Annotated in this window: 17 protein-coding genes and 2 pseudogenes; 11 read left to right on the top strand and 8 right to left on the bottom strand. The window is 46.0% G+C overall.

Annotated features, from left to right (window positions below):
- Positions 1 to 154: 154 nt before the first annotated feature.
- The 4 genes from RXX31_RS11500 to RXX31_RS11485 all read right to left on the bottom strand — a co-directional run bounded on the left by RXX31_RS11500 (position 155) and on the right by RXX31_RS11485 (position 4,677).
- Positions 155 to 1,135 (bottom strand): ABC transporter permease subunit, encoded by a 981-nt coding sequence (locus RXX31_RS11500; protein ID WP_317589479.1) that lies wholly within the window; start codon positions 1,133 to 1,135, stop codon positions 155 to 157.
- Positions 1,135 to 1,986 carry a taurine ABC transporter ATP-binding protein gene (locus RXX31_RS11495; protein ID WP_014235081.1) on the bottom strand — a complete coding sequence of 284 codons (852 nt, stop codon included), beginning with the start codon at positions 1,984 to 1,986 and terminating at the stop codon, positions 1,135 to 1,137. The genes RXX31_RS11500 and RXX31_RS11495 overlap by 1 nt, the downstream gene beginning before the upstream one ends.
- Positions 1,987 to 2,015: 29 nt before the next feature.
- Positions 2,016 to 3,047 carry a taurine ABC transporter substrate-binding protein gene (gene tauA, locus RXX31_RS11490; protein WP_317589478.1) on the bottom strand — a complete coding sequence of 344 codons (1,032 nt, stop codon included), beginning with the start codon at positions 3,045 to 3,047 and terminating at the stop codon, positions 2,016 to 2,018.
- A gap of 214 nt (positions 3,048 to 3,261) precedes the next feature.
- A complete protein-coding gene (locus tag RXX31_RS11485; protein WP_317589477.1) occupies positions 3,262 to 4,677 on the bottom strand; it encodes an aspartate aminotransferase family protein in 1,416 nt (471 codons plus the stop codon).
- A 179-nt stretch (positions 4,678 to 4,856) separates the two neighbouring features.
- Between RXX31_RS11485 and RXX31_RS11480 the strand changes: the two genes are divergently transcribed.
- The 6 genes and pseudogenes from RXX31_RS11480 to RXX31_RS11455 all read left to right on the top strand — a co-directional run bounded on the left by RXX31_RS11480 (position 4,857) and on the right by RXX31_RS11455 (position 12,567).
- Positions 4,857 to 6,332 carry a PLP-dependent aminotransferase family protein gene (locus RXX31_RS11480; protein ID WP_317589476.1) on the top strand — a complete coding sequence of 492 codons (1,476 nt, stop codon included), beginning with the start codon at positions 4,857 to 4,859 and terminating at the stop codon, positions 6,330 to 6,332.
- A gap of 193 nt (positions 6,333 to 6,525) precedes the next feature.
- Complete coding sequence (locus RXX31_RS11475) at positions 6,526 to 7,251, top strand: TSUP family transporter (RefSeq protein ID WP_317589475.1); 726 nt, start codon at positions 6,526 to 6,528, stop codon at positions 7,249 to 7,251.
- A gap of 19 nt (positions 7,252 to 7,270) precedes the next feature.
- Positions 7,271 to 8,032 carry an SDR family NAD(P)-dependent oxidoreductase gene (locus RXX31_RS11470; RefSeq protein WP_317589474.1) on the top strand — a complete coding sequence of 254 codons (762 nt, stop codon included), beginning with the start codon at positions 7,271 to 7,273 and terminating at the stop codon, positions 8,030 to 8,032.
- Between the two features lie 258 nt (positions 8,033 to 8,290).
- Complete coding sequence (locus RXX31_RS11465; RefSeq protein WP_317589473.1) at positions 8,291 to 8,995, top strand: ABC transporter ATP-binding protein; 705 nt, start codon at positions 8,291 to 8,293, stop codon at positions 8,993 to 8,995.
- Positions 8,982 to 11,458: pseudogene (locus RXX31_RS11460) on the top strand (FtsX-like permease family protein). Before RXX31_RS11465 ends, RXX31_RS11460 begins: the two are co-directional and overlap by 14 nt.
- Positions 11,458 to 12,567 (top strand): lipocalin-like domain-containing protein, encoded by a 1,110-nt coding sequence (locus RXX31_RS11455; protein WP_317589471.1) that lies wholly within the window; start codon positions 11,458 to 11,460, stop codon positions 12,565 to 12,567. Before RXX31_RS11460 ends, RXX31_RS11455 begins: the two are co-directional and overlap by 1 nt.
- Before the next feature lie 14 nt (positions 12,568 to 12,581).
- Here RXX31_RS11455 and RXX31_RS11450 read toward each other — a convergent pair.
- Positions 12,582 to 12,794 (bottom strand): annotated as a pseudogene (locus tag RXX31_RS11450) (organic hydroperoxide resistance protein); the annotation flags it as partial.
- A gap of 247 nt (positions 12,795 to 13,041) precedes the next feature.
- On the opposite strand from RXX31_RS11450, the gene ahpC reads away from it, so the two are divergent.
- The 4 genes from ahpC (at position 13,042) to RXX31_RS11430 (ending at position 19,487) form a co-directional block, all read left to right on the top strand.
- Positions 13,042 to 13,599, top strand: a complete 558-nt coding sequence (ahpC, locus tag RXX31_RS11445) for an alkyl hydroperoxide reductase subunit C (RefSeq protein ID WP_014235093.1) — start codon at positions 13,042 to 13,044, stop codon at positions 13,597 to 13,599.
- A 159-nt stretch (positions 13,600 to 13,758) separates the two neighbouring features.
- Positions 13,759 to 15,327 carry an alkyl hydroperoxide reductase subunit F gene (gene ahpF / locus RXX31_RS11440; RefSeq protein WP_317589469.1) on the top strand — a complete coding sequence of 523 codons (1,569 nt, stop codon included), beginning with the start codon at positions 13,759 to 13,761 and terminating at the stop codon, positions 15,325 to 15,327.
- Positions 15,328 to 15,650: 323 nt separating this feature from the next.
- Complete coding sequence (locus RXX31_RS11435; protein ID WP_317589468.1) at positions 15,651 to 17,624, top strand: TonB-dependent receptor domain-containing protein; 1,974 nt, start codon at positions 15,651 to 15,653, stop codon at positions 17,622 to 17,624.
- A 291-nt stretch (positions 17,625 to 17,915) separates the two neighbouring features.
- Complete coding sequence (locus RXX31_RS11430) at positions 17,916 to 19,487, top strand: arylsulfatase (protein ID WP_317589467.1); 1,572 nt, start codon at positions 17,916 to 17,918, stop codon at positions 19,485 to 19,487.
- 164 nt (positions 19,488 to 19,651) lie between these two features.
- On the opposite strand, the gene RXX31_RS11425 is transcribed toward RXX31_RS11430, so the two are convergent.
- The gene (locus RXX31_RS11425; RefSeq protein WP_317589466.1) at positions 19,652 to 20,653 is read right to left on the bottom strand and encodes an arginine deiminase-related protein; all 1,002 of its coding nucleotides are present in this window, start codon (positions 20,651 to 20,653) and stop codon (positions 19,652 to 19,654) included.
- A 908-nt stretch (positions 20,654 to 21,561) separates the two neighbouring features.
- Here RXX31_RS11425 and RXX31_RS11420 point away from each other — a divergent pair.
- Complete coding sequence (locus tag RXX31_RS11420) at positions 21,562 to 22,269, top strand: DUF445 domain-containing protein (RefSeq protein ID WP_317589465.1); 708 nt, start codon at positions 21,562 to 21,564, stop codon at positions 22,267 to 22,269.
- 73 nt (positions 22,270 to 22,342) lie between these two features.
- Here the strand turns inward: RXX31_RS11420 and RXX31_RS11415 are convergent, their stop codons facing one another.
- On the bottom strand, positions 22,343 to 22,819 hold the full coding sequence (locus tag RXX31_RS11415; RefSeq protein WP_317589464.1) for an Lrp/AsnC family transcriptional regulator: 477 nt from the start codon (positions 22,817 to 22,819) through the stop codon (positions 22,343 to 22,345).
- Positions 22,820 to 23,316: 497 nt separating this feature from the next.
- Positions 23,317 to 23,565, bottom strand: a complete 249-nt coding sequence (locus RXX31_RS11410; protein WP_317589463.1) for a hypothetical protein — start codon at positions 23,563 to 23,565, stop codon at positions 23,317 to 23,319.
- Between the last annotated feature and the right edge of the window lie 44 nt (positions 23,566 to 23,609).

Below are 23,609 nucleotides of genomic sequence, written 5' to 3'. Positions count from 1 at the left end.
TCTGCTCATAAAGCCTGGTTTATCCAGGCTTTATTGTTTCTAGAACCACGTGTCTGTTTTTCTATGTTATTTGGGAAATAGAAAAGTTTAGGACATAAAAAAGGCCAGCTTTGATAGCTGACCTCTTCGATAAAACTCATCCACTAAGCGGCGCTTAATACCCCTTCCAAGGCACCAGCTTTTTCTCCAGATAACGCATAAACAAATCAAATGCGTAAGCAATCACACCGATAATAATAATGCCTGCGATCACAACGTCTGTGACAAGGAATTCTGCGGCATTGAGCACCATAAAGCCAATCCCCGCTTCTGCTGCCACCATTTCACTCGCCACCAGCGTGGTCCAGCCAAAGCCAATACCGATACGCAGCCCCGTCAGAATTTCAGGCATCGCACTTTTGATGATGACGTGATAAAGCACCTGAGCTTTGGAAGCCCCCATGGAATACGCCGCCTGAATCTGTTCGCTACGCGCTGAATTCACACCCGCTCGGGCACTCAATGCGATTGGCGCGAACATCGCCAGATAAATCAACGTCACTTTACTGGTTTCATCGATGCCAAGCCAGATGATCACCAAAGGCAGGTAAGCAAGTGGGGGTAAAGGGCGGTAAAACTCAATCAAGGGATCGAAGATGCCGCGAATCCACACATTAGAACCGATAAGAATACCAATTGGCACAGCGGTAACAACGGCGAGGATAAACGCCCCAAATACGCGCCCTAAACTTGCCGCCAGATGATCCGTGAGTGACACGCCAGAAAAACCATTGACCACCAAGTCACCAAAACGCTCTATCACTGCACTCGGAGCGGGCAAAAAGAGCGGTTTTACCCAGCCCATTTCGGTGACCAGTGCCCATAGTGCGATAAAGAAAATACTCGCAATAACCGACACTAATCGAGAGTCGCCCTGCCCCGGCTCACCATAATAGTTGCCCGGTACTAAAGTCTTCTTCTTTATTGCTTTGATAAGCGCATAAAAAGGGGGCGTTTTGTGAATCACACTATCTTGCGTGCGTTCTTCAACTGTCACTTGTTTGGTTTTGTCCTGTACGCGATCTTGTTTCATTTCCGTTTCTGCGGATGTTTCTGTAACCGCACCTGTTCCTGTAACCATAGCTGCTTGAGTCATTACGCCACCTCCGGTACTTCATCTTGGTGAATGATGGAAAGGATCTTTTCTCGCATCTCGATAAAATCAGGCATCGACTTAACGGCTCGTGCATCCCGACATTCCAAAAAGCGTTTGTTGAAGTCCAGGTCAAAGCTATGGGTAATACGCCCCGGTCTTGGCGACATCACGATGAGGCGAGATGCCATAAACAGAGCTTCTTCGACACTATGAGTGATAAAGAACATCATTTTGTTGGTGGTCTGCCACGCATCGAGAAGCAGCTCTTGTAAGGTCTCGCGGGTAAGCGCATCAAGTGCACCTAATGGCTCGTCCAGTAACAGAATGCTCGGGTCGTTCGTCAGAGCTCGGGCTATCCCAACACGCTGCTGCATACCGCCAGAAAGTTGATACACCTTGTGCTGATGAAAATCTTCCAAACCAACTAATTTCAGGTATTTGGCTGCGCGTTCCAGACGTTCTTCTTTGCTCACACCTCTCAGCTTTAAACCAAATGCTGTGTTTTCGATGACGTTAAGCCAAGGAAATAACGCATGTTTTTGAAACACCACGCCTCGGTCAGCGCTCGGGCCCACAATTTGGTCGCCAATATCACGCCCTAAGGCCACACGAGGTAAGCCTTCCACCGATGAGTTGCCCAAGGTTAAATACCCTTCTGTTGGAGTGATAAAGCCTGCCATTAAGTTCAATAGCGTCGTTTTACCACAACCCGAAGCTCCGAGTGCAACGACCAGATCCCCCTGTTCTATCTCTAAATTAACCCCCGATAGAGCAAGGACGGGTTCTCCTCCCTGACGATCTTCATACACGACCGACACGTCTTCTATTTTCAGTGTTTTCTCTGTAGACATACGATACTTCCTTGTATTTGTAGATGTGATTACTGAGCTTTCGCTGCTTCGGCGTAACTTGGGTTAACAAATACGCTGTAATCTGGCATCAGTGCCGATATCTTCTTCTCTTTCAACAGAAAAGCAGACGTTGCTTCGAGCGCCTTGCTCGCGCCGCCCTCTTTACCACAACCCAGCCATTGACATGACAACTGAGTATCCACATCCAGAAATTCATACAGGCTCATCGCGTCAACTGCGCTTTCTGGTTCACCACCAGCCAGTTTCGCGACAGAAACCGCCATTGGGTCTTTAGCGCTGAAGGTTTCTTTTCCAGCGCGGTATTGCTGATCAACATTCGCAACTACAGTGATAAATTTCGAAACGAACTCACCGTTTTCAGCTGCAAACTGCTTGTTCGCAATCATGCCATCGAATGTCGGCTTGCCCCACGAACTAAGTTGTTTTGAGCTAATAAGCACGCTGCCGTCTTGCTTGATTTTGCCCAAAGCAGGATCCCAGATAAACGCGCCGTCAATATCACCACGCAGCCAAGCCGCCATGATCGCATTCGGCTGCATGTTGATGAGCTTGACGTCTTTCTCGCTTAATCCAAATTGTTCTAGAGCAAATAGCATGTGAAAGTGGGTAGTAGAAACAAATGGAACCGCGATACGTTTACCTTTGAGATCGGCTGGTGAGTTAATACCACTGCCGTTTTTGACGACCAAGGCTTCGGCGTCTGCGATGTTTTCCATCACCCATACCAGTTCCATCTCAACGCCATTACTTGCCGCGCTCGCAATTGGGCTGGAACCGGCAACGGTCATATCAACGGCACCAGCCGCCATAGCCGTGATTGCTTTTGCGCCAGAATCAAACTTACGCCACTTGATGTCGTAACCCGTTTCTTTTTCAACCAGCTTCTGATCAATGGCATACTTCATCGGGTTGAACATTCCCTGGTAGCCGATCGTCACTTCTTTCGCTGCCCAGGTATTCATTGAACAAAGCAAAGTCCCCAGTAATACCGTTTTGCTCGCCAACTTGTTTTTCAGTGATTTATTCATCAGTGTCTTCATATCCACGTCCTTATGTGCTGTATGACATCTTCACATTACGAGTTGCTGTTGTGGTTAGGTAGTACCAGAGCATTTCTTTATTGGTCCAGTTACGCACCAATTTAGCGCACCATGTTAGTGCGTTTATTCTCGGGTTTAACGACGTAAAAAGCGCCTTGGCAATCCACTAGGGAGCACCAAGGCGCTGTTCATTTTTATTGGTTTTAAATAGACGTTAAGTCACTGGCTCTGCGATTTTTTCAGCAATCACCGCGTCAATAACATTCACGATTTCGTCAGCTTGCTCTAGGGTGAGTGTCAATGGTGGACTCAAACACAAGGTATTATTTAACCGTTCAAAGGATCGATTGGTACGCCCGATAAGCACACCTCGCTTCATACACTTAGCCACAATATCGGCAGCAACGGCTTCCTTGACTGGTTCTTTGCTCGCTTTGTCTTTCACCAATTCGAGGCCAAGAAATAACCCTTTTCCTCGCACATCACCGACCATTTCATATTTCGATTTCAAACGCTGAAGCTGCGCCATCAAATAGTCACCAACGTGAGCAGCGTTATTGATCAGGTTCTCTTCTTCAATGATTTTTAAGTTCTCTAATGCGGCGGCGGGTCCAATAGTGCAGCCGCCGAAAGTACTGATGTCTCGGAAGTAGCTGTACTTATCCGAAGGATCGTCTTTGAACTGTTGGAAGACTTCTTCTGTAGTCACGGTACAAGAGATAGCAGCGTAAGCCGATGCAACCCCTTTCGCCATCGTCACGATGTCTGGCTTGATACCATAATGTTGGTAACCGAACCATTTACCTGTACGGCCAACGCCACACACCACTTCGTCAACATGAATCAAAATATCGTACTTTTTACAGATACGTTGGATCTCTTCGTAGTAGCCTTTAGGCGGGGTGATCACGCCACCACCCGCAGTGATCGGCTCAACGACAATCGCACCAACGGTTTCTGGCCCTTCACGCAGAATCACCTCTTCTAATTGTTGTGCTGCTTTGATGCCGTAGTCATCAACACTGCCAAACTGAGAGCGATACTCACAGCAGTGAGGGAATTCAACAAAACCCGGCGTAAACGGACCATACTGTGCTCTGCGTTCTTCTTGCCCGGTGGAACTCAGGCATGTGATGGTTGTGCCGTGATAGTCTCGCTCTCGGTAAAGGATCTTATGCTTTTTACCACCATACTTTTTGTGCGCAATCTGGCGTACGATTTTGTACGCTTTTTCATTCGCTTCAGAGCCAGAGTTAGAAAAGTAAACACGGCTCATACCCGGCATTTTTTCGATGAGTTTACTGGCAAACTCCGCCATCACTGGAGACCCAGCGGAACCTGCAAAGTAGTTCAATTGCAACGCTTGGTTTTTTATCACCTCGGCAATTCGCTCGCGTCCATAGCCGACATTGACACACCACACACCACCTGAGCTCGCGTCCAAATAGCGATTGCCTTTAATATCCCAGATATACTCGTCTTTACCATGGGACATGATAAGCGGTGACTGGCTTTCAAATGCGGCATGCTGTGTTAAGTGATGCCAAACATGCGCTTTATCCCACGCTTCAACCTGTTCAACATCGTGCTGGGCTGGCTGATACGCCAAATGTGTTTGTCCGTAATCCATAAACGCTCTCCTTCGGTTTCCTTTCACCTTAGACAAGCTCCCTGTCTGGCATATAGATCCAGTTGTAGCTTTTTATGGGGACAAAACAGATTGCAGTAACCAGTAAGAAAAAGAAAAGTTGGTATGGTTGATGCTTGGCCATTGTTAATAAAATAAAACAACAACGTTATAGGCGAGTTATGAAAAGTGAATATTTGATGCACATACAATTCTCTCCAGAGAGAAGCTTGCAAGAACAAATTAGGGAACACTTACTCGACGCAATGCGCAATGGCGTCTTCGAAGATAAAGCGTTACCCTCGTGCCGCAAGCTGGCATCAATGCTCAGAGTTTCTCGAAATACCGTTGTTCTCGTTTATGACAAACTGGTTGATGAAGGGTATTTAAAGTCGCAGGAGCGCAGTGGCTATTACCCAAATACAGAAGCTTTACACGCAGATTTAAATATCGACGACACATCGACATCGCGTAATGAAGCCATTCTTGGTGCAAAACCTGCCCATTTTTGGACCAACCGAATCAAGAAAGATCTGCGTAATCAACGCAATATATCCAAGGCCAAAAACTGGCAAGATTATCCTTATCCGTTTTTGTTCGGACAGCCTGACCACTCGATATTCCCTCTAAACCATTGGCGCGAATGCTGCCGCTTATCACAGCGCTCCGGTGTAGTAAAAGATTGGATATCAGATTCAATCGACAGTGATGACCCGGCGCTTATCAAACAGCTACAAAATAACGTGCTCACCAAGCGCGGTATAAAAGCCCATCAGGAAGAAATTCTGGTCACGATCGGGACACAAAACTCGTTGTATCTACTGGCAGAGCTGTTGGCTAATCAAGGAACGGCTATTGGTATTGAAGAGCCGGGCTACCCAGACGTGCGTAATATTTTCGCCTCTCGCGGTGCGCATATCGTGCCTATTGGCATTGATTGCCAGGGGATTGAGATCAGCGATGAGTTAAAACAGTGTGACTATGTCTATGTCACCCCGAGCCATCAGGTACCGACCAATGTCACTATGTCGATGCAAAGGCGACAAGCTCTGCTGGATGCTGCTGAAAAGTATGACTTTGTAATCATTGAGGATGACTACGAAAGTGAAGTCAATGTGCTGAGTCAGGCGAGCCCATCACTCAAAAGTTTGGATAAACACGGCCGCGTCATTTACATCGGTAGCTTATCCAAATCTCTATCACCAGGGCTGAGATTGGGCTACATGGTCGCTGAAAGGCCTTTGATTCAAGCGACACGCTCACTTCGACGTTTGATGTACCGCCATCCACCAGCGAACAACCAACGCACCTGTGCATTGTTTATTTCGCTTGGTCATTACGACACCTACCTACGCAAGCTGAAAAATTGCTATCAGGAACGCTGGACAGAAATGCGTAATTCAATAGAAAAGCACCTGCCGCAATGTGTGACTACAGAAACGATGGGGGGCAGCTCATTCTGGCTGAAATTGCCTCGACCTATCGACTGTGAAGCTTTCGCCAAAAAAGCTCAAGATGCCGGAGTGCTGGTAGAACCTGGAACCATTCACTTCGCCCGTTTCCATCTAGATAGCCGTCGATACATAAGACTCGGCTTCTCCGCGATAGACAAAGGCAAGATAGACGCCGGGATCCAAAAACTCGCCTCACTATTGTAAATCCGCCCGAAAGCAAGAGTTTTACCGAACCAATAACCATACATTACGAACTTAACTCGTGATGGGTTTTTTATTATTTTTCATTGCCTTACCTGTACCCATAAATAACCTCAACTGGTACTAAGGAATCCTTCCTAATCCAAGTAAATTAACATTAAGCATTACGGTTGGTTGATTAGAAAGGAAGGTCGCCGTGTCAGAATTTATCATTATTTCTACATTGATTGTTGCAGGTTTTATCAGAGGCTATACCGGCTTCGGTTTCTCAGCCTTGGTTATCCTAGTCCTTTCTTCTATGTACCCTGTTGCCGAAATGGTGCCTGCGGTACTGCTATTAGACTTACTGGTTTGCTTGCCTTTGGTCGCTTCGGCGTGGAACAAGACCGATTTCAAAACACTGACCCCACTGCTGTGGGCTACGGGTCTTGGTGTACCTTTTGGTTACCTACTCTTGCTCTACCTGCCAGATAATCAGCTTAAAGTGATCGTTCCGGGCGCGATACTTGCCCTTGCCGCACTCAGTCACAGCAAACATGCACTGACATTACAGCTATCACGGTCACCACTGTTATGTGGGTTTATGTCAGGCTGGACAACCAGTGCTGTGTCCGCAGGGGGCGCACCCGTTGTGATTTACATGCGCTATAGCAAGATGCCCATTAACGTGCAGCGCAATAGCTTAATCAGCTACTTCTTTCTTACTACCTGTTTTGTTGTCGGCAGTAGCTATGTGATGACCAAACAGTGGTACTTCATGCCCGATCACCCATTAGGTTATGCACTAATTGCAATGACGGCATTGATGGCAGGAAAACTGGCTTTTAAATACAAGAACTTAAACATCATTCATCAAGCGGCATTCTATCTGATGTTAATACTATCAGCTCTGGCGCTGCTCCGAGCAATTTGGATGCTCTAACGGAAAAAGGATATTGGCTATGAATCTACCTACTGTGTTTATCACTGGCGCAACATCGGGCTTTGGCCAAGCGGCAGCAAGATGTTTTGGTCACGAAGGCTACCAATTGGTGTTAACTGGCAGGCGTAAAGAACGTTTGAACGCGCTCGCGGATGAATTATCTCAAGACTGTGACATCCATATTGCGACAATAGATGTACGAGACGCTAAAGATGTGAAAGCGGTGATTGAACAATTACCAGAACAATTCAAGAACATCGAAATTTTGATTAACAACGCTGGCCTGGCATTAGGAGCAAGCCCCGCAAATGAAGCGTCACTCGATGATTGGCACACCATGATCGATACCAATGTCACAGGCCTGGTTAACGTCACGCACGCACTGTTGCCAATCCTGCTAGAGCAACCAAAAGCGACCATTATCAATTTAGCCAGTATTGCCTCCAACTGGTGTTATCCGGGCGCACACGTCTACGGTGCCAGCAAAGCATTTGTGGCTCAATTTTCACGTAATTTACGCTCGGATTTCGCAGGCACGGGGCTCCGTATCACCAGTTTAGAGCCGGGCTTGTCTGAAAGTGAGTTCAGTTTAGTGCGCTTTAATGGGGATCAGGACAAGTACAATCAAATATACAATGGCACTAACCCACTGCAGCCAGAGGACATTGCTGACATCATGCTGTGGATAGCAGAGCAGCCAAGCCACATCAACATTAACAGCTTAGAAGTGATGCCAACTAGCCAGGCCTGGGATAACTTTAAAGTCGTAAAACGCACTTAGCTTCGTATATAAAAACAGGGAGAAAAATTTGGAAAAACGAAACGCTCTGAATAACAACCGCCTACTCAAGTAGGTGGTTGAGATCGTAAACCCAAACTACCATCTCCCCGAACCACTCATCCATTCCCTTCTCTTTTGAGTACAAGTTGTCAGGAAGTCGACGTTAATCGCTATCTTTTTCAGTTTGTTGTCTAGAATTTTATAGATACAAAAGCGCCGAAAGAAACGACTCAAGTTGGTGAATTAAAGGGAGAGGAAATGGACAACCTACTTGTCGCACTCAAAAGTGCCAGCAAAAGCTTTGTGGATGGCAAAGAGACGCACCGCGTGCTGGAAGGTCTCGACTTCACTCTGACAAACAACGCAAGCGTGGCATTAACGGGCGCTAGTGGCAGCGGTAAAAGTACCCTGCTCAATATCATTGCGGGTTTCGAGCCTCTCTCCGATGGGGAACTGTGGCTAGATGGAGAAAACACCGCCACCTGGAAAGATGCGCAATGGAGCCGTTTCCGACATCAAAAACTTGGCGTCGTCTTCCAACAGTTCAATCTATTAACCCCTCTTAACGTCAAGCAAAACATTGCCTTCCCACTGCATTTGAACCAACTAAAATGGAACAAGTGGTGTGACTATTTGGTGGAATCCTTAGGTATCAGTGAGCTACTCGACCGACATGTATCTGCGCTTTCTGGTGGTCAACAACAGCGTGTCGCGATGGCCCGGGCCTTAGCCCACAAACCCAAACTCTTACTAGCTGACGAACCTACCGGTAATCTCGACCAAAAATCTGGTTTAGAGGTCATGAAGCTACTGAGTGAAATTGCCACCCACGGTAAAACCGCGGTGATATTAGTGACGCATAGCCCTGAATGTGCTGACTTTATGCAAACTCAGCTACGTTTGCATAATGGTCGCCTTGTCCTTACGCAGCAAAACCACGAGCCACACTATGAAGCAAACTAGGCTCACCCACAGTAAACTCGCACTTTACTTGTTTGCGGCTCATTATCGGCAGGCGCCGCTACAAGCCGCCGCCATTCTGATTGGTATCGTCCTGGCAGTGACCCTTTTTGTCGCGGTGCAGGCCATCAACCTCAATGCCAAGCGCAGCTATGCAGAATCCACTGAGCAGCTGAGTGCTCAAGCACAAAACCTGATTATCCCACCAGCTGGTCAACGCTATTTGCCCGAATCGCTCTACTTTTCACTTAGGCAAAAGGGGTTGAGCGCCTCACTGCCGGTGATTGAAGGTCGGGTCAGAGATGAACAAGGTCGTCGGTGGTCAGTGCAAGGAAGTGAACTCATAGCCGCAATCACCTCTGGAACACGTTATTCTTCTGATTCTGGTAACGAGAAAGATGTTTCCTTATTCGACAGCGCACTACCACTGCCTCAGCTATTGGCTGGCGAACCCATTGTGATGATGAGCCAATCCCAACACCAAAGCGTGGGTAATGCGGATGTCATGATTCTGGATGAAGTCAAAACCAATGTAGTTGTGCTGCCGGATGAGTGGCAACTGGGAAGTCGTATGTTGATGGATATTGGCTTCGCACAACAGTTACTCAATAAACCAGGCCAGCTGAGCTATATCGCCGTTTTTAGTACTGAAAGCAATGAGCTCACAAAATGGAAAAGCTTAGTCGGAGAACAAGGACAATGGGTTACCAACACCCAAAGCACTGATCTTGGATCGCTGACAGACAGCTTCCACCTTAATCTCACCGCGATGAGTTTGTTGGCGTTTTTAGTCGGTCTGTTTATCGCCTATAACGGCGTGAAGTACAGTTTACTCAAACGTAATCGCCTGTTGGTACAAATTCAGCAGGCTGGCATCGCACCGATAAATGTGTTCTCTGCGCTATTAGTTGAATTGACGATATTGGTGATGTTCGGAGCGTCACTTGGATTTTTCTTCGGTATCCAATTGAGTCACTGGTTACATCCAACGGTTGCCCTTACGCTTGAGCAACTCTATGGTGCAACTCTTCTTCCCGGCACTTGGCAATGGCAATGGTGGGCACAGGCACTGTTGCTGACTTTAGCTGCGGCTTTGCTCGCTTGTTGGCAGCACTTTAAACACCGAGTCCATCAGCCGCTTTCTTCACATAGTGGTCTTTATCAAGCACCAGAAACATCCAACCAGAATCAACTGTTCCTTGTCGGCTTGGTGCTCACCACGCTACCTCTGACAGGTTTATGGTTGAGTGACCATCATCGCCTGACCATGGCATGGCTTGGTGTGTTAGTGGTTTCAATTCCTTTATATCTACCGAAAACGCTCAGCGTATTAGCGTATTGGAGCGAGCAGCGAACCATACCTGGCTTGGTGCAATATCTGTTTGCTGAACTGCGTGAGCTGGTTTCTCCACTTTCTCTTGCGATGATGGCGCTGCTTCTTGCCGTGACCGCCAATATCGGTATGAATAACTTGGTCGGCAGCTTTGAGTCCACCCTAAAGCAATGGCTTGAGCAAAGGCTGCATGCGGATATTTACGTCAGCCCATCACAAGGTGAAATTGCGAATGTTGAGCAGGCACTGGAACAGTTCGACAACGTTGAGAAGGTCTATTCGATGATAACTTGCAAGGCTTGCCTATCCGGCTTGGAACCAAAGATAAAGACACCTTAGAGCAAACCATGGTGTTTAAGTCTCGTGTATCTGAGTTCTGGCCGCGCTTCTACCATGGAGAGTTGGCTGCGATCAGTGAACCAACCGCCGTGAAACTTGGTTTATCCCTTGGTAGTGAATTGAAGCTCGACGCGCTACAAGGCCAGACGCTGATCGTCGGAGCCATTTTCTACGATTACGGCGCACCCAATGGTGAAGTATTGCTTGCGCCTGCATTGTGGCAAGAGCGCGGTTTTACTGACTTGCCGATTAGTCTTGGAATTAAAGTCTCCGGCGACAAAAAAGCCATGTACGAGCAACTACAACAGCAACTCAACCTGCATCCAAGTCAGCTCTACGATCAGGCTCACGTCAAATCGGTCGCATTGGCGATCTTTTCACAAACCTTTGCCATCACACGCGCGCTCAATGGCGTGACCTTAACGGTGGCTGTGATTGGATTGTTTAGCGCTTGCTTTATGTTGCTTGATGCGCGCAAAGCCGCCATTGCAAGGTTGTATGCGCTTGGCGTGAGTCGTCGAAAATTGATGGCGATGGTGGTTGGGCAAATCGTCGCTTTGGTTAGCTTTACGTTGGTTATCGCCATACCACTTGGCGCAATGGTCGGCTATATACTGACTGACGTAGTAACCTTACGCGCTTTCGGCTGGAGCCTGAGCTACCTATGGAGTTGGAGTGATGCACTCAGTATCTGCGCCATCACCATTTTAGTTGCAGTAATAGCGACTTTAATCCCACTGTGGCGCTTGGTGAGCAAACCTGTGGTATCCAGCTTACAGAGTGAGGTACTGTGATGAATCGCATCGTAAAACATATCGCACTAGTGCTTGGTTGCTTAGCTCTTATAGGCTGTGAGGAGTCCCGACAACAAAATGTAGGGATGTTATTGGGAGGAAGTGAAGCACCAGCCCAGGCCGAGTCGTTCACTCCCGTAATGAAAGGCGTTGAGATCACCTTCCCTGACGATCATCAAGCGCATCTCGATTTTCGTCATGAATGGTGGTACCTAACGGCAAATTTAACGGATGAAAGGGGCAATCCACTCGGTGTGCAATGGACACAATTTCGCTTCTCTGCGGTACCACAGAAAGACAAACCAGAAGAAACAAAGGCCGTATGGCAAAGCCATCAAATTTACATGGCGCACAGTGCCGTCACCACCAAAGACAAACATTACGCCGATGAAAAATGGTCACGGGATCACAGCGAGCTTGCCGGAGTGGACACCTCACCATTTCGTGTTTATCTGGATGATTGGCAGTGGATCTCATCCACCGATGACTTGTTTCCCGCTACGCTCAATACCAACGCCAAGCAATTTGGTTACTCACTCAACTTAACCAGTAATGCACCCTATCAAAAGCAAGGCGAGCAAGGATACAGCACCAAAAGTGCCGATGGTCAGGCCGCTTCGCATTACTACAGTCAGCCATTTATTGATGTAGAGGGAGAAGTCACCATTGATAGCGAAACTCATCAGGTCTCAGGTAAAGGTTGGATCGACAGAGAATGGAGCTCACAGTACTTACACGAGTCACAGCAAGGTTGGGATTGGTTTGCGCTAAGGCTGGGTGAGGAAACAAGCCTGATGGTATTCCAACTTCGCGATGCAAAAACCGGACAATCCAGTTACTCGCATGCTAAGTTGATGAACCAAGATGGCAGCGGAACCGCGATTCAACAAAACGAGCTCCGCTTAAAAGCTTCCGGAAAAACGACTATTCAAGGTCGTGACTATCCAACTGAGTGGCAGCTTTCGATCCCCAATCAGCAAATTGAAATCACGATTACTGCACTCAATCCTAACGCACAAATGCCCCTGTCGGTAACCTATTGGGAGGGTCCGGTGACCATCGACGGGTCTCATTCAGGCACCGGCTATATGGAGCTGACAGGGTATTGAGCATTCCAACTCATTTAAATCGCTTCACCATTCACCGTTACGGCAACGCCGACATTACCGCGTACCGCATTTGAGTAAGGGCAAACCTGATGTGAAATACGAGTCATCTCAAGCTCTTGCTCTTGTGGTAACTCAAGCTCTACTACTAGGCTAACCATAAGAGCAAAACCGCCATCGTCGTTCTGACTCATGCCGACTTCGGCGGTTACTGGCGAAGGAAAGCAGTTAAAATCACGGGCTAAATCGGTTCCCAATGACCTGGCCTGCAAAATAACTCTGGAACTTGATGAACTGATTACTTTAAAGAATTTGTGCAACAATGATAGGCGTAATAGGTTTTCGCTATTTAGGAAAATAGGAATCGGCTATCAATAAGATAGCTACAAGCAATTTTATTTAAGCTAACTCAGGTGCGAATATACTTTCCGACAGCAAGATTTGCTAATCCAAAATAACCGAAAGGAAAGTAAAGTAATGATCAATACTAAAATCAAACCATTTACAGCTACAGCGTTTAAAGAAGGCGAATTCGTACAAGTAACAGAACAAGATGTTCTAGGTAAGTGGGCGGTATTCTTCTTCTACCCAGCTGACTTTACGTTCGTTTGTCCGACCGAGCTAGGTGACTTAGCAGACCACTACGCAGAGCTACAAAGCCGTGGCGTTGAAGTTTACTCAGTATCAACTGACACTCACTTCACTCACAAAGCATGGCACGACAGCTCTGAGACTATCGGCAAAATCAACTACTACATGCTTGGCGACCAAACTGGCAACATCACAAACAACTTCGGCGTGATGCGTGAAGGTCAAGGTCTTGCAGACCGTGCAACGTTCCTAATCGACCCAGAAGGTACTATCCAGGCAATGGAAATCACTGCAGAAGGCATCGGCCGTGACGCAGAAGACCTACTACGCAAAGTGAAAGCGGCTCAGTACGTAGCGGCACACCCAGGCGAAGTTTGCCCAGCTAAATGGAAAGAAGGCGAAGAAACGCTAGCACCTTCTCTAGACCTAGTAGGCAAAATCTAATTCTAGATTTGCCAACGCTGGTTCAATCTAAGAACCAAAACCTAATTAAAGAGAGCAATCCGGGTTAGATACCTTGACGACCTTCTTCCCGGTTTGCTCTCTCCTCATGTTTTTATCCAGAGTAACCACTCTTCTGTTTATTAAAAGGTAATAACAACTATGTTAGACCAAGCGATCCAACAACAACTCAAACAATATCTGGCTAATGTAAAAGAAGACATACGTCTAGTGGTTAGCCTAGATGAAAGCAAAGCGGCAAATGATATTTTGTCTCTGGCCAATCAGATTGCAGAAATGAGCGAACATATTGCTGTTGTTCGTGACGACGCAGCCAGTGACCGTAAACCAGTAATGACAGTAACAAACCCAGCTAAAGGTACAGCACTTCGCTTTGCAGGTCTGCCTATGGGTCATGAATTTACATCACTAGTGCTTGCGCTTCTTCACTCTGGCGGTCACCCAATCAAGCTAGAGCCAGAAGTGATTGAACAAATCGCTGCGCTAGATAAAGAACTGGATGTCGAAATCTTTATTTCTCTGTCTTGTCAAAACTGCCCGGACGTCGTGCAGGCGTTCAACATGATGGCTGCGATTAACCCGAAAGTGAAAGCGACCATGATCGACGGCGCGTTGTTCCAAGACGAAGTGAAGCAGCGCGATATCATGGCGGTACCAAGCGTATTTGTTAACGGTGAGCTGTTCGGCCAGGGCCGCATGTCTCTGACGGAAATTCTGAACAAAGTCGACGACAGCGCGAGTGAGAAAGCAGCAAAAGCGCTGGATGAAAAAGAACCATATGACGTACTCGTTGTAGGTGGTGGACCTGGTGGTAGTGCAGCGGCGCTTTACGCAGCACGTAAAGGTATCCGCACTGGTGTTGTGGCTAAACGTTTTGGTGGTCAGGTTATGGACACCATGGCGATCGAAAACTTTGTTTCGGTGAAACGCACTGAAGGCCCTAAGATGGCTGCCGATCTTGGTGAGCACTTGAAAGAGTACGATGTTGATGTGGTTACAGAGCAACAAGCTAAGAAACTAATGGGCGCAGCACACACTGAAGATGGTCTCATCCACATTCAGCTAGAAAGCGGCGCAACACTTAAGAGTCAAAGTGTTATTCTTAGCCCTGGTGCTCGCTGGCGTGAAATGAATGTTCCGGGAGAGCAAGAGTACCGCAACAAAGGCGTAGCATACTGCCCACACTGTGACGGCCCGCTATTCAAAGGGAAAAAAACGGCCGTTATTGGTGGCGGTAATTCAGGTATCGAAGCTGCCATCGACCTTGCAGGTATTGTGGAACATGTAACGGTTCTTGAATTTGCTGATGTTTTACGTGCTGACCAAGTACTGATCAACAAAGCGAACTCGCTACCAAACGTCGACATCATTACCATGGCGCAAACGACAGAGGTGGTTGGTGATGGCAAACGTGTCACTGGTCTAAAATACAAAGACCGCAATACTGATGAGATCAAAGAGCTAGAACTGTCAGGCATCTTCGTCCAAATCGGCCTAGTTCCTAACACAGAGTGGCTGAAAGATTCAGATGTGAACTTGTCTCCACGCGGTGAAATTGAAGTAGGCAGTCACGGTGAAACCAGCCTAGAAGGTGTATTTGCTGCGGGTGACGCAACAACGGTTCCTTACAAACAGATTATTATCGCGATGGGTGAAGGTGCAAAAGCAAGCTTAGGCGCGTTTGACTACCTGATTCGTAAACAAGGTTAATCTCCAGAACTTCTGGAATAAGAAAGAAAAAAGAAGCCCAAAGACTTTGCCAGCAGCTCTTATCTGCTGGCTTTTTTTCGTTTTAAACCCAATAAACTTGCACGCACCAAAAACTCTCCCTTTAGAACAGTTACTTAAATTGAAACTATCTGATGATTTATAGCCCTCGGTTCTAATTACGCTACGACATTGTCAATACGGCAAATATTCACCTTTTGAATACTTATGATACACAATCGTAATAACTTTTTGATAGACGTACGTGTTGTTACATATAGAATGCGAATCACTATTATTTGCAATAATATTTAGGTTAAATAAAGATGTACACTCCCCCGTTCAAATTAACCCCTATCGCTTTACTTATTGGCACGGCAACCGCCTTTACTTCTGCTGCGTATGCTGGAGAGCCAACCACACCAGAGAAAAACGATACCACTGAGGTTCTCAGCGTTTGGGGTACCTCCGTCGGCGATTCAACGTCACTACTCAGTGACGATATATCAATGAAACAAGCCGACCACTTGAGTGACCTCCTGCGTGATCAGGCAGGCGTTGACGTTGGCGGTACGCACTCTCTGAACCAAAGCATCAACATTCGTGGTGTCAGTGAACTGGATCTTGATATCACGATTGATGGAGCTAGCCAGGCAAACAACGTCTTCCACCATGTGGGTAATCTACTGATCAACCCAGACATCATCAAAGCCGTAGATATTCAAGTGGGTACTAACTCAGTGCTAAACAGCGGATTAGGTGGTGGCGTTGCATTTGAAACAAAAGACGCGAAAGATCTGCTTCGCTCAGGAGAAAAAGCCGGCTTCCGAGTCAACGGTGGCTATGCCTCAAATGATTACTACCAGTATTCAGGTACGGGTTACGCGCAACTGACAGATACCGTTGATGCACTTGCCTACTACAGCGTTATCGACCGTAATAATCCAGAAGATGGTGATGGTGAGAAACAAGTCGGCGAAGAAGGTAAAACGGAAAACTACTTTGTGAAATTTGGCTGGGATGCCAACGACATCAACCGCCTTGAGCTTAGCTACGATTACTACAAAGATGCTGGTGATTACACTCTGAAATCGAATATGGGTAACTCCTACGATCACTCCAACTTCATCCGACCGATTGAATACACGCGCGAGACCATCGCTTTGGTTCATGAGTTAGCTCTGAATAACACCGATGTTCGTTCTAATGTGTACTTCAATGAAATGAACTACCAGAACAAAAGCCCAAGCACAGGTGATGTTGGTGAAGGTAATACCCAAGTTTATGGCGCAAAAGTTCTGGCTGAAACCATGTTAGAAACAGCAGGCATTGAGCACACTGCAAGGTATGGTGCAGAAGGCGCAATGCAAGAAGCGAAAAAGGTGACTAACGGTACTACTGTGTCTGGCAGTAAAGAAACCGCGGATTCATTTGCCCTTTATGTAGAAGATGAAGTCGCATTGACTGATGCATGGTTTGTCACACCAGGAGCCCGTTATAACCATTACAAAGTCGATATGGCCGCATCCGACAAAACGTTTAAAGACTTCACTTTTGCCCTATCGACACAATATGCACTGAATGAAAACTGGACGTTGCGCGCAGCAGCAACAGAGCTATTTAAAGGTCCGGGCTTAACCGGTTCATACATTTCATCCGGTTCTAGCTACAATTCAGACTTAAAAGCGGAAACGGGTGTGAACTACGAAGCAGCCATTGCCTATGAATCACGACAAGTGTTGGGGCTTGATACTCTGGGCTTCTCTTTCACTGCATTTGAAACACACATTGACGACTACATCGACGATACCATGACGGCAAAAGCGTCGACTTACAGCAACGAAGGGGACGTGGAAATTCAGGGTTTCGAATCCGTTTTCAACATGCGTAAAGGTGATGTTAGCGGCCGTGTGACTTACTCACACTCTGACTCAGAATTCGTAAACGTAAACAGCGGCAGTGGCTACGTTGTTGGCCAATCTCTCGATGACGAAGTCGGTGATAGCATCTCATTAAACATTGGCTACGATATCGCTGATGTGGGTGTGTCCGTAAACTGGACAAGCCAATGGGCACTGGACTTAAGCAAAGACGCCGAAGAAGACTCAGCGAAAGACGGCTACGATGTACACGACATCAATGTTCGATGGGTTCCAAATACGTTGCAGGATCTAAGTATTACTGCTGCGGTTGAGAACATGTTCAATGAACACTATTCATCTCATGCTTCTCATGACTTTGGTCGTACGGACTACGAGCCAGGACGTAACTTTAAGCTTTCAGCGGCTTACCAGTTCTAACTAACCGGTCATTATTCTGATGCATAACCAAGGCTAGCTGTCTAAAGCTAGCCTTTTATTTGCCCCAAAAGAATAGTAAGTACTTACATCATCTATACTGCACATAACAGAACTCATTTGAGGCAGATTCAATTCAGCACTCCCCCGTCTTAAAACAGCGACTCTTTATCAAAATAATTCAAACCAATGTATCCCATCTCGCAAATAGTAAAAAAGATACCCATAAGAAAATCGATAATATTCCATGCACTATACTCACTTAGACAGTCAGTAGCATATGGAAATTAATGTATGAAAATCAAATCACTTGCAGCCATGATAGGAGCTGCATTACCTGTGACGGCTCTAGCGGCAGATAAGCCAAACATTGTGGTCATTTTTGGTGATGATATTGGTTGGCAAAACGTCAGTGCTTATGGCATGGGGACGATGGGATACAAAACACCGAACATCGACAGTATCGCCAACGAAGGCATTATGTTTACCGATCACTACGCCCAACCGAGTTCTACCGCGGGTCGAGCGGCATTTATTACCGGTCAATACCCAATTCGCTCAGGAATGACCACCGTTGCGATGCCCGGCGGTGCGCTGGGTATCACAAAAGAGTCCCCATCCTTGGCTGAGGTGCTAAAAGAGGCCGGCTATGCCACCGGACAGTTTGGTAAAAACCACTTAGGTGACCACAATTTCGCATTACCAACCGTTCATGGCTTTGATGAGTTCTTCGGTAATTTATATCACTTGAACACTCAAGAAGAGCACGAGCAGAGAGATTATATCAACTTCGCAAAAGAGTATTCCGGCTCGGTTGAAGAGTATGCAAAAAAATTTGGAACTCGTGGCGTTCTTCATTGCTTTGCCACAGAAACAGAAGATAAGACCGTTGATCCTCGGTTTGGCGAGGTTGGTAAACAAAAATGTACCGACACCGGGCCTCTAGGTAATGAGCGTATGAAAGACTTTGACCGTGCGGAAATGATTCCGGCGGCGCTCAAGTTTATCGACCAATCCATGCAAGACGACAAGCCTTTCTTTACTTGGATCAACACCAGCCGTATGCACTTGTATACGCGTTTAGATGATAAGTGGCGTTACGCTGCCGAGAAATTTACCAGTGAATATGATTTTTATGGCAGCGGGATGCTGCAACATGATGCCGACGTTGGCTATTTACTGGAAGAACTGGAGAAAAGAGGCGTAACAGACAATACCATCATCATCTACTCTACAGACAATGGCCCTGAACACTCATCCTGGCCTCATGGCGGCACAACCCCGTTTCGCGGTGAGAAGATGACCACATACGAAGGTGGGGTAAGAGTACCAACCATGGTTAAGTGGCCTGCGGTTATTCCATCAGGACAAGTGCTAAACGGCATTCAAGGACATCAGGATCTCTTTACGACGTTAGCTTCTGCTGCGGGTGTCAAAGATGTCCGAGAGAAAATGCTCAAAGAGAAGAAACAGTATATCGATGGTGTTGATAATTTAGCGTACTGGAAAGGAGAATCGAATCAATCGGCTCGTAAATCCATTTTTTACTACTTTGAGAGCCAGCTGTCTGCGGTTCGAGTTGGGCCTTGGAAATTCCACTTCGCCATTGCCGAACATTACTATGACAACCTCTTACCGCTAGCTAAGCCTAAAGTGTATAACTTACGCGCCGATCCATTCGAAAGTTATGACTCGGTAGATGCGAACGGCCACTTGGTTCAGAAAATGTCATGGCTGCTTGCTCCTGTAAGTGAAATGGTACAAGAGCATGTTCAAAGCTTAATAGAGTACCCACCGACACAAGGTGGCTCTACATTTGATATGACAGAAATGATCAAAGAAGCAATGAGCTCAACGCAGCAATAGTACTCTCTGAATATCAATGCAAAGGGCGAACAATTTCCTGTTCGCCCTTTTTTATGACCAAATTAACCTGTACACCAACGAATATGTGGCAGATAAAAAAGGTTTCGCCAACCCTGAAAAGGATTGGCGAAAAAAGCTATTAGTTCGAAATGGTTGGTAAGTACTTACAGCACAGCTTGACGGCTTGGTAAGAAGACTTCACCCAGCATACAGCGAACCGAACCACCACCAATAGACTCTATAGTCGACACATCAAACGGCAGTAATTTACCGTGCGTCGCTAGTTGGTTTCTTTGCGCTGGAGAAAACGCATCGTATGCCGATTGAGACATCGCAATCACTTTGTCACCATTCACGGTTTCAAGTTGGAGGATGTTGCCGCAAAACTGATTCATCTGCTCAATCGAAATTGAGATCACTTGCTTGTCTTTCGCCAGTGATTTCAGCACAAAGCGACGCTCAAACTCAGGGATTACTTCGTCACAAATCACACAGAACTGTTCACCTACCGCCATCATTACATTGGTGTGATAGATCGGCGAGCCAGAAGGCAAACGGGTTTGGAATGAAATCACACGATCGTAACCAATACGATTTGCATAATCTTCCAGAACTAAACGGTCACAGCGCTGAGACAGTGCCGCATAAACCGTCTTGTTAAAATGATCGAAAATCATCACGCCAGTACTTTCCAGATACGCCTGATCGTTAACGTATTCCGTTAAGCTGGCTTGTAGGTGCACTTCTCGACCCGCTTGCGCTAGTGCCGCAACCAAAGCATCTGGACGAACTTCTTTCTGGCGGTTTTCACATGCCATCGGGAATGTATATAAAGTCCCGTCACAGGTTGTACTAAACCAGTTATTTGGGAATACCGCATCAGGTGTCGCAACATCAGACAGAGGATAATCAAATTCTACTACCTGAACGCCTTCCTGACGTAACCTTGCTACCATTGCTGCGAATTCAGCCATCGTTTTTTGCGAAACGTCTTCCTGGCTGAGTGACACCTGATTTTGAAACTCATTATCTTGCGCGGTTTCTTCATTAAATCGAAATTCTTTAGGTGGCACCATCACTACGCAGTTTGCGGTATGGCGCAGAGCACTTGGTGTGCTTTCTTCGTTCCCATTAGCAAATTGGGGTACTGATTCGTGTAATAGCATCCGATACATTCCTTCTCACTAGAATGAAGAGATTGTAAATACATTGTTAAGTAAGGTTTTACTGTTTTCACGATTATTTCATCTCGGCAAAAGGAATATTTACTGCCAAAACTTAAAATCCCAATAATATTTATCGCCACCTTACGAGCTAATATTTTAGTGTTATACGGGTTACAAATCGAAAAAGTCAGTGTTACGAACTCAAATTATAGTCGATTAAACAGAGTTAGTTTAAAGATATACAAGATTCAGCGCCAAACTTGCTTTAAACACAGGAAACCACGAATAGTTTATCATTAATAAAAAACCGATAAATCTGAATATTAATTCAGCAAAATAGAGGGCACTCCAGGATATTTGCCACTAAAAGCAACAGCCTCAAAATTTAGCTTTCCATTGAGCGCAAAGATATGAAAAAGAGGTTCTAAAGCACATTAGAAAGTACTGGCCGATTGCAGTTATCACTTTACGATAAGCGGCTATACTCAATGAATGGCTGGTTCTATCCAAACCACGACAAGTGGTCACGGGTACTTAAATTTATAATAAGGTAATTAGCTTATGTGCAAATGTGGTTCAATACAGATCATACAAGTAAAACCAAGTTGGGCAGACAAACTCTTTGGTTACACAGAAAGGTGGAAATGCCAACTGTGTTCTAAGATCTACCGTATTTAAGATAACAAAAATGACGCTTAGGTTTTCTAAGAAAAAGCAGTGACCCGGCAATGATTGTCGGGTTTTATTTTTTAACCAGACCACCAGCCCGCCGAACAATGATCGAACATTCAACTCGTTGCCACGTCTGTAAACCAAGTCATTCTCGCTGAACCTAGCATCTCGAGGTTATTTGGGTATAGAATCACGTCCACTTGTTTCACTGCTAAATTCATACATTACAGGTCACTATGAACAAAAGTTTGTTAACCAATGTCCTCGCTATGGTATTGATGGGAGCTGGCCATCAACTTCAAAACAACTATCTTTGGTATGCGGGTTTGTTCGCATTCTCCGGCGCCATTACCAACTGGCTGGCCATTCACATGCTGTTTGAGAAAGTACCCGGGTTATACGGATCTGGTGTCATTCCGGCACGATTTGAAGAGTTTAAGCTCGCGATTAAGAACCTGATGATGGAACAATTCTTTACTGAAGCCAATATCGACCGATTCTTGAACAAAGAGATGGCGGGCGGTGCGAGCATCAATCTTCAGCCAGTGATTAATAAAGTAGATTTCAGTCCTGCTTTTGATTCTTTGGTGGAAGTCATCGAAGGCTCTCAGTTTGGTGGCATGTTGGCTATGTTTGGCGGCGCAGAGGCACTTCAGCCGATGAAACAACCTTTCGTTGAGAAGATGCAGGAATCGTTAGTTGAGCTAAGCCAAAGCGACTCAGTAAAAGAAGCATTGAAAGAACAGTTTGAGTCACCTGCCATGATGGACGAAATCAAGCAAAACATCGAAAGCATTATTGATCAACGTCTCAGCGAACTGACGCCGGCATTAGTGAAAGAAATGGTGCAGAAAATGATTAAACAGCACCTAGGTTGGCTTGTTGTCTGGGGTGGCGTGTTTGGTGGTCTGATAGGTGTTCTCACAACCTTAATCAGTGGCTAATCAGGGATTATTCCATGCAAAATCAAAAAAGGAGCTCAATAGCTCCTTTTTTATTGCGACTGACTAACTAAAACTAACCCAACAGCTCTGGGTTCACACCAAATCCGGATTTATGTTCTTCAATCACCACTTCACTGCGTGTCTGAATCACGCCTGGTAATGTTCCAAGCTTATTCGACATAAATTCCTGATACGCTTTCATGCTTTTGACGCGAACTTTTATCATGGTATCGAAGTCACCAGAGAGTGAATAGCACTCTTCAATTTCTGGCATTAGTTCAACCGCCTTGGCGAATTTCTCAAATATCGAGAAGCTGGTTTGATCCAGACGAATGTGAATGAACACTTGCACGTCTAGTCCCAACTTTTCCGCATTGAGCTCGGCATGATAGCCATTGATGTAGCCTTCTTTCTCTAGTCTTTTAACCCGATCAGAACATGGCGACGTCGTTAAATTTATCTGCTTTGCTAGTTCAACAACTGGAATTCGGCCTCGTGAATGAAGCACTCTCAAAATATGTAAATCAATCCTGTCCAATTGATAACTCATCAACCACACCCTAGTCATATCATACGGAGACTCACAATAATCGTTAGTGACTCATTTGCAAACTGACAAATGAACAACGTGTGAAACCCGCTTTATTTTTGTATTGGCCACGTCTAAAAAGCAGACACAAAGAGCGCATCCACCATCACTTGTGCCAATCACAATAATTGAATTAACGAAAAATAGCGCAGTAAAACACTGAATGAGAAGATACAGAGATATGGGACAACGTGTTCACGATCGGGATAGCCGCTCTTGTGGCATGGCCCTATGCGACGCACAAAAAGAAAAATAGAACAGAAACGCACGTTTTTAGCCCGATACAGAGAAAAAACAGAGAGGTAGAGACTGTGAGTTATTTAAACCATGTAGAAGAGCCAATAGCTCTACATCACCGTTTAATAAAGACACAAAACTCTAAGGCCTAAATGTACTCGCGTTAACTACTCGACGCTCATTCAGGGATAGCGTACTTTAACCTGAAAATACCCGCTTTGTTACATAATTGCGGACGTTTGTCTTGCTGGATGAGGAACTACTTCACCGACGGCTCGGTGATTACAACTACGACAGTAGTACTGAGGTTCCATCTCGTAATAATGTTCTCCCGAAACAAACTTCGCCATCAACTGTGTAAAGCTCAGGACTTTGCCAGTCAGGGTTTCAACTGGCTGTGACTCACAACGTCTCATGATGACTTTGTGTTGAGTCGACTTTCTGCAAGCTGAGCAATAAATATCCGGCATTTCTTTTTTCTCCCAATTTTTTCTGTGCTACTGATAATTGACAT

Source organism: Vibrio sp. EA2 (assembly GCF_033042495.1).
Lineage (GTDB): Bacteria > Pseudomonadota > Gammaproteobacteria > Enterobacterales > Vibrionaceae > Vibrio.
The sequence above is the reverse complement of the archived record's forward strand: the minus strand, read 5'-3'. Positions and strand labels throughout refer to the sequence as shown.

What these genes read in the sequence shown, in the direction of transcription:
- RXX31_RS11500 (WP_317589479.1), bottom strand. Translation starts at nt 1,135, where the DNA reads ATGACTCAAGCAGCTATGGTTACAGGAACAGGTGCGGTTACAGAAACA.
- RXX31_RS11495 (WP_014235081.1), bottom strand. Translation starts at nt 1,986, where the DNA reads ATGTCTACAGAGAAAACACTGAAAATAGAAGACGTGTCGGTCGTGTAT.
- tauA (WP_317589478.1), bottom strand. Translation starts at nt 3,047, where the DNA reads ATGAAGACACTGATGAATAAATCACTGAAAAACAAGTTGGCGAGCAAA.
- RXX31_RS11485 (WP_317589477.1), bottom strand. Translation starts at nt 4,677, where the DNA reads ATGGATTACGGACAAACACATTTGGCGTATCAGCCAGCCCAGCACGAT.
- RXX31_RS11480 (WP_317589476.1), top strand. Translation starts at nt 4,857, where the DNA reads ATGAAAAGTGAATATTTGATGCACATACAATTCTCTCCAGAGAGAAGC.
- RXX31_RS11470 (WP_317589474.1), top strand. Translation starts at nt 7,271, where the DNA reads ATGAATCTACCTACTGTGTTTATCACTGGCGCAACATCGGGCTTTGGC.
- RXX31_RS11465 (WP_317589473.1), top strand. Translation starts at nt 8,291, where the DNA reads ATGGACAACCTACTTGTCGCACTCAAAAGTGCCAGCAAAAGCTTTGTG.
- RXX31_RS11455 (WP_317589471.1), top strand. Translation starts at nt 11,458, where the DNA reads ATGAATCGCATCGTAAAACATATCGCACTAGTGCTTGGTTGCTTAGCT.
- ahpC (WP_014235093.1), top strand. Translation starts at nt 13,042, where the DNA reads ATGATCAATACTAAAATCAAACCATTTACAGCTACAGCGTTTAAAGAA.
- ahpF (WP_317589469.1), top strand. Translation starts at nt 13,759, where the DNA reads ATGTTAGACCAAGCGATCCAACAACAACTCAAACAATATCTGGCTAAT.
- RXX31_RS11435 (WP_317589468.1), top strand. Translation starts at nt 15,651, where the DNA reads ATGTACACTCCCCCGTTCAAATTAACCCCTATCGCTTTACTTATTGGC.
- RXX31_RS11430 (WP_317589467.1), top strand. Translation starts at nt 17,916, where the DNA reads ATGAAAATCAAATCACTTGCAGCCATGATAGGAGCTGCATTACCTGTG.
- RXX31_RS11425 (WP_317589466.1), bottom strand. Translation starts at nt 20,653, where the DNA reads ATGCTATTACACGAATCAGTACCCCAATTTGCTAATGGGAACGAAGAA.
- RXX31_RS11420 (WP_317589465.1), top strand. Translation starts at nt 21,562, where the DNA reads ATGAACAAAAGTTTGTTAACCAATGTCCTCGCTATGGTATTGATGGGA.
- RXX31_RS11415 (WP_317589464.1), bottom strand. Translation starts at nt 22,819, where the DNA reads ATGAGTTATCAATTGGACAGGATTGATTTACATATTTTGAGAGTGCTT.
- RXX31_RS11410 (WP_317589463.1), bottom strand. Translation starts at nt 23,565, where the DNA reads ATGCCGGATATTTATTGCTCAGCTTGCAGAAAGTCGACTCAACACAAA.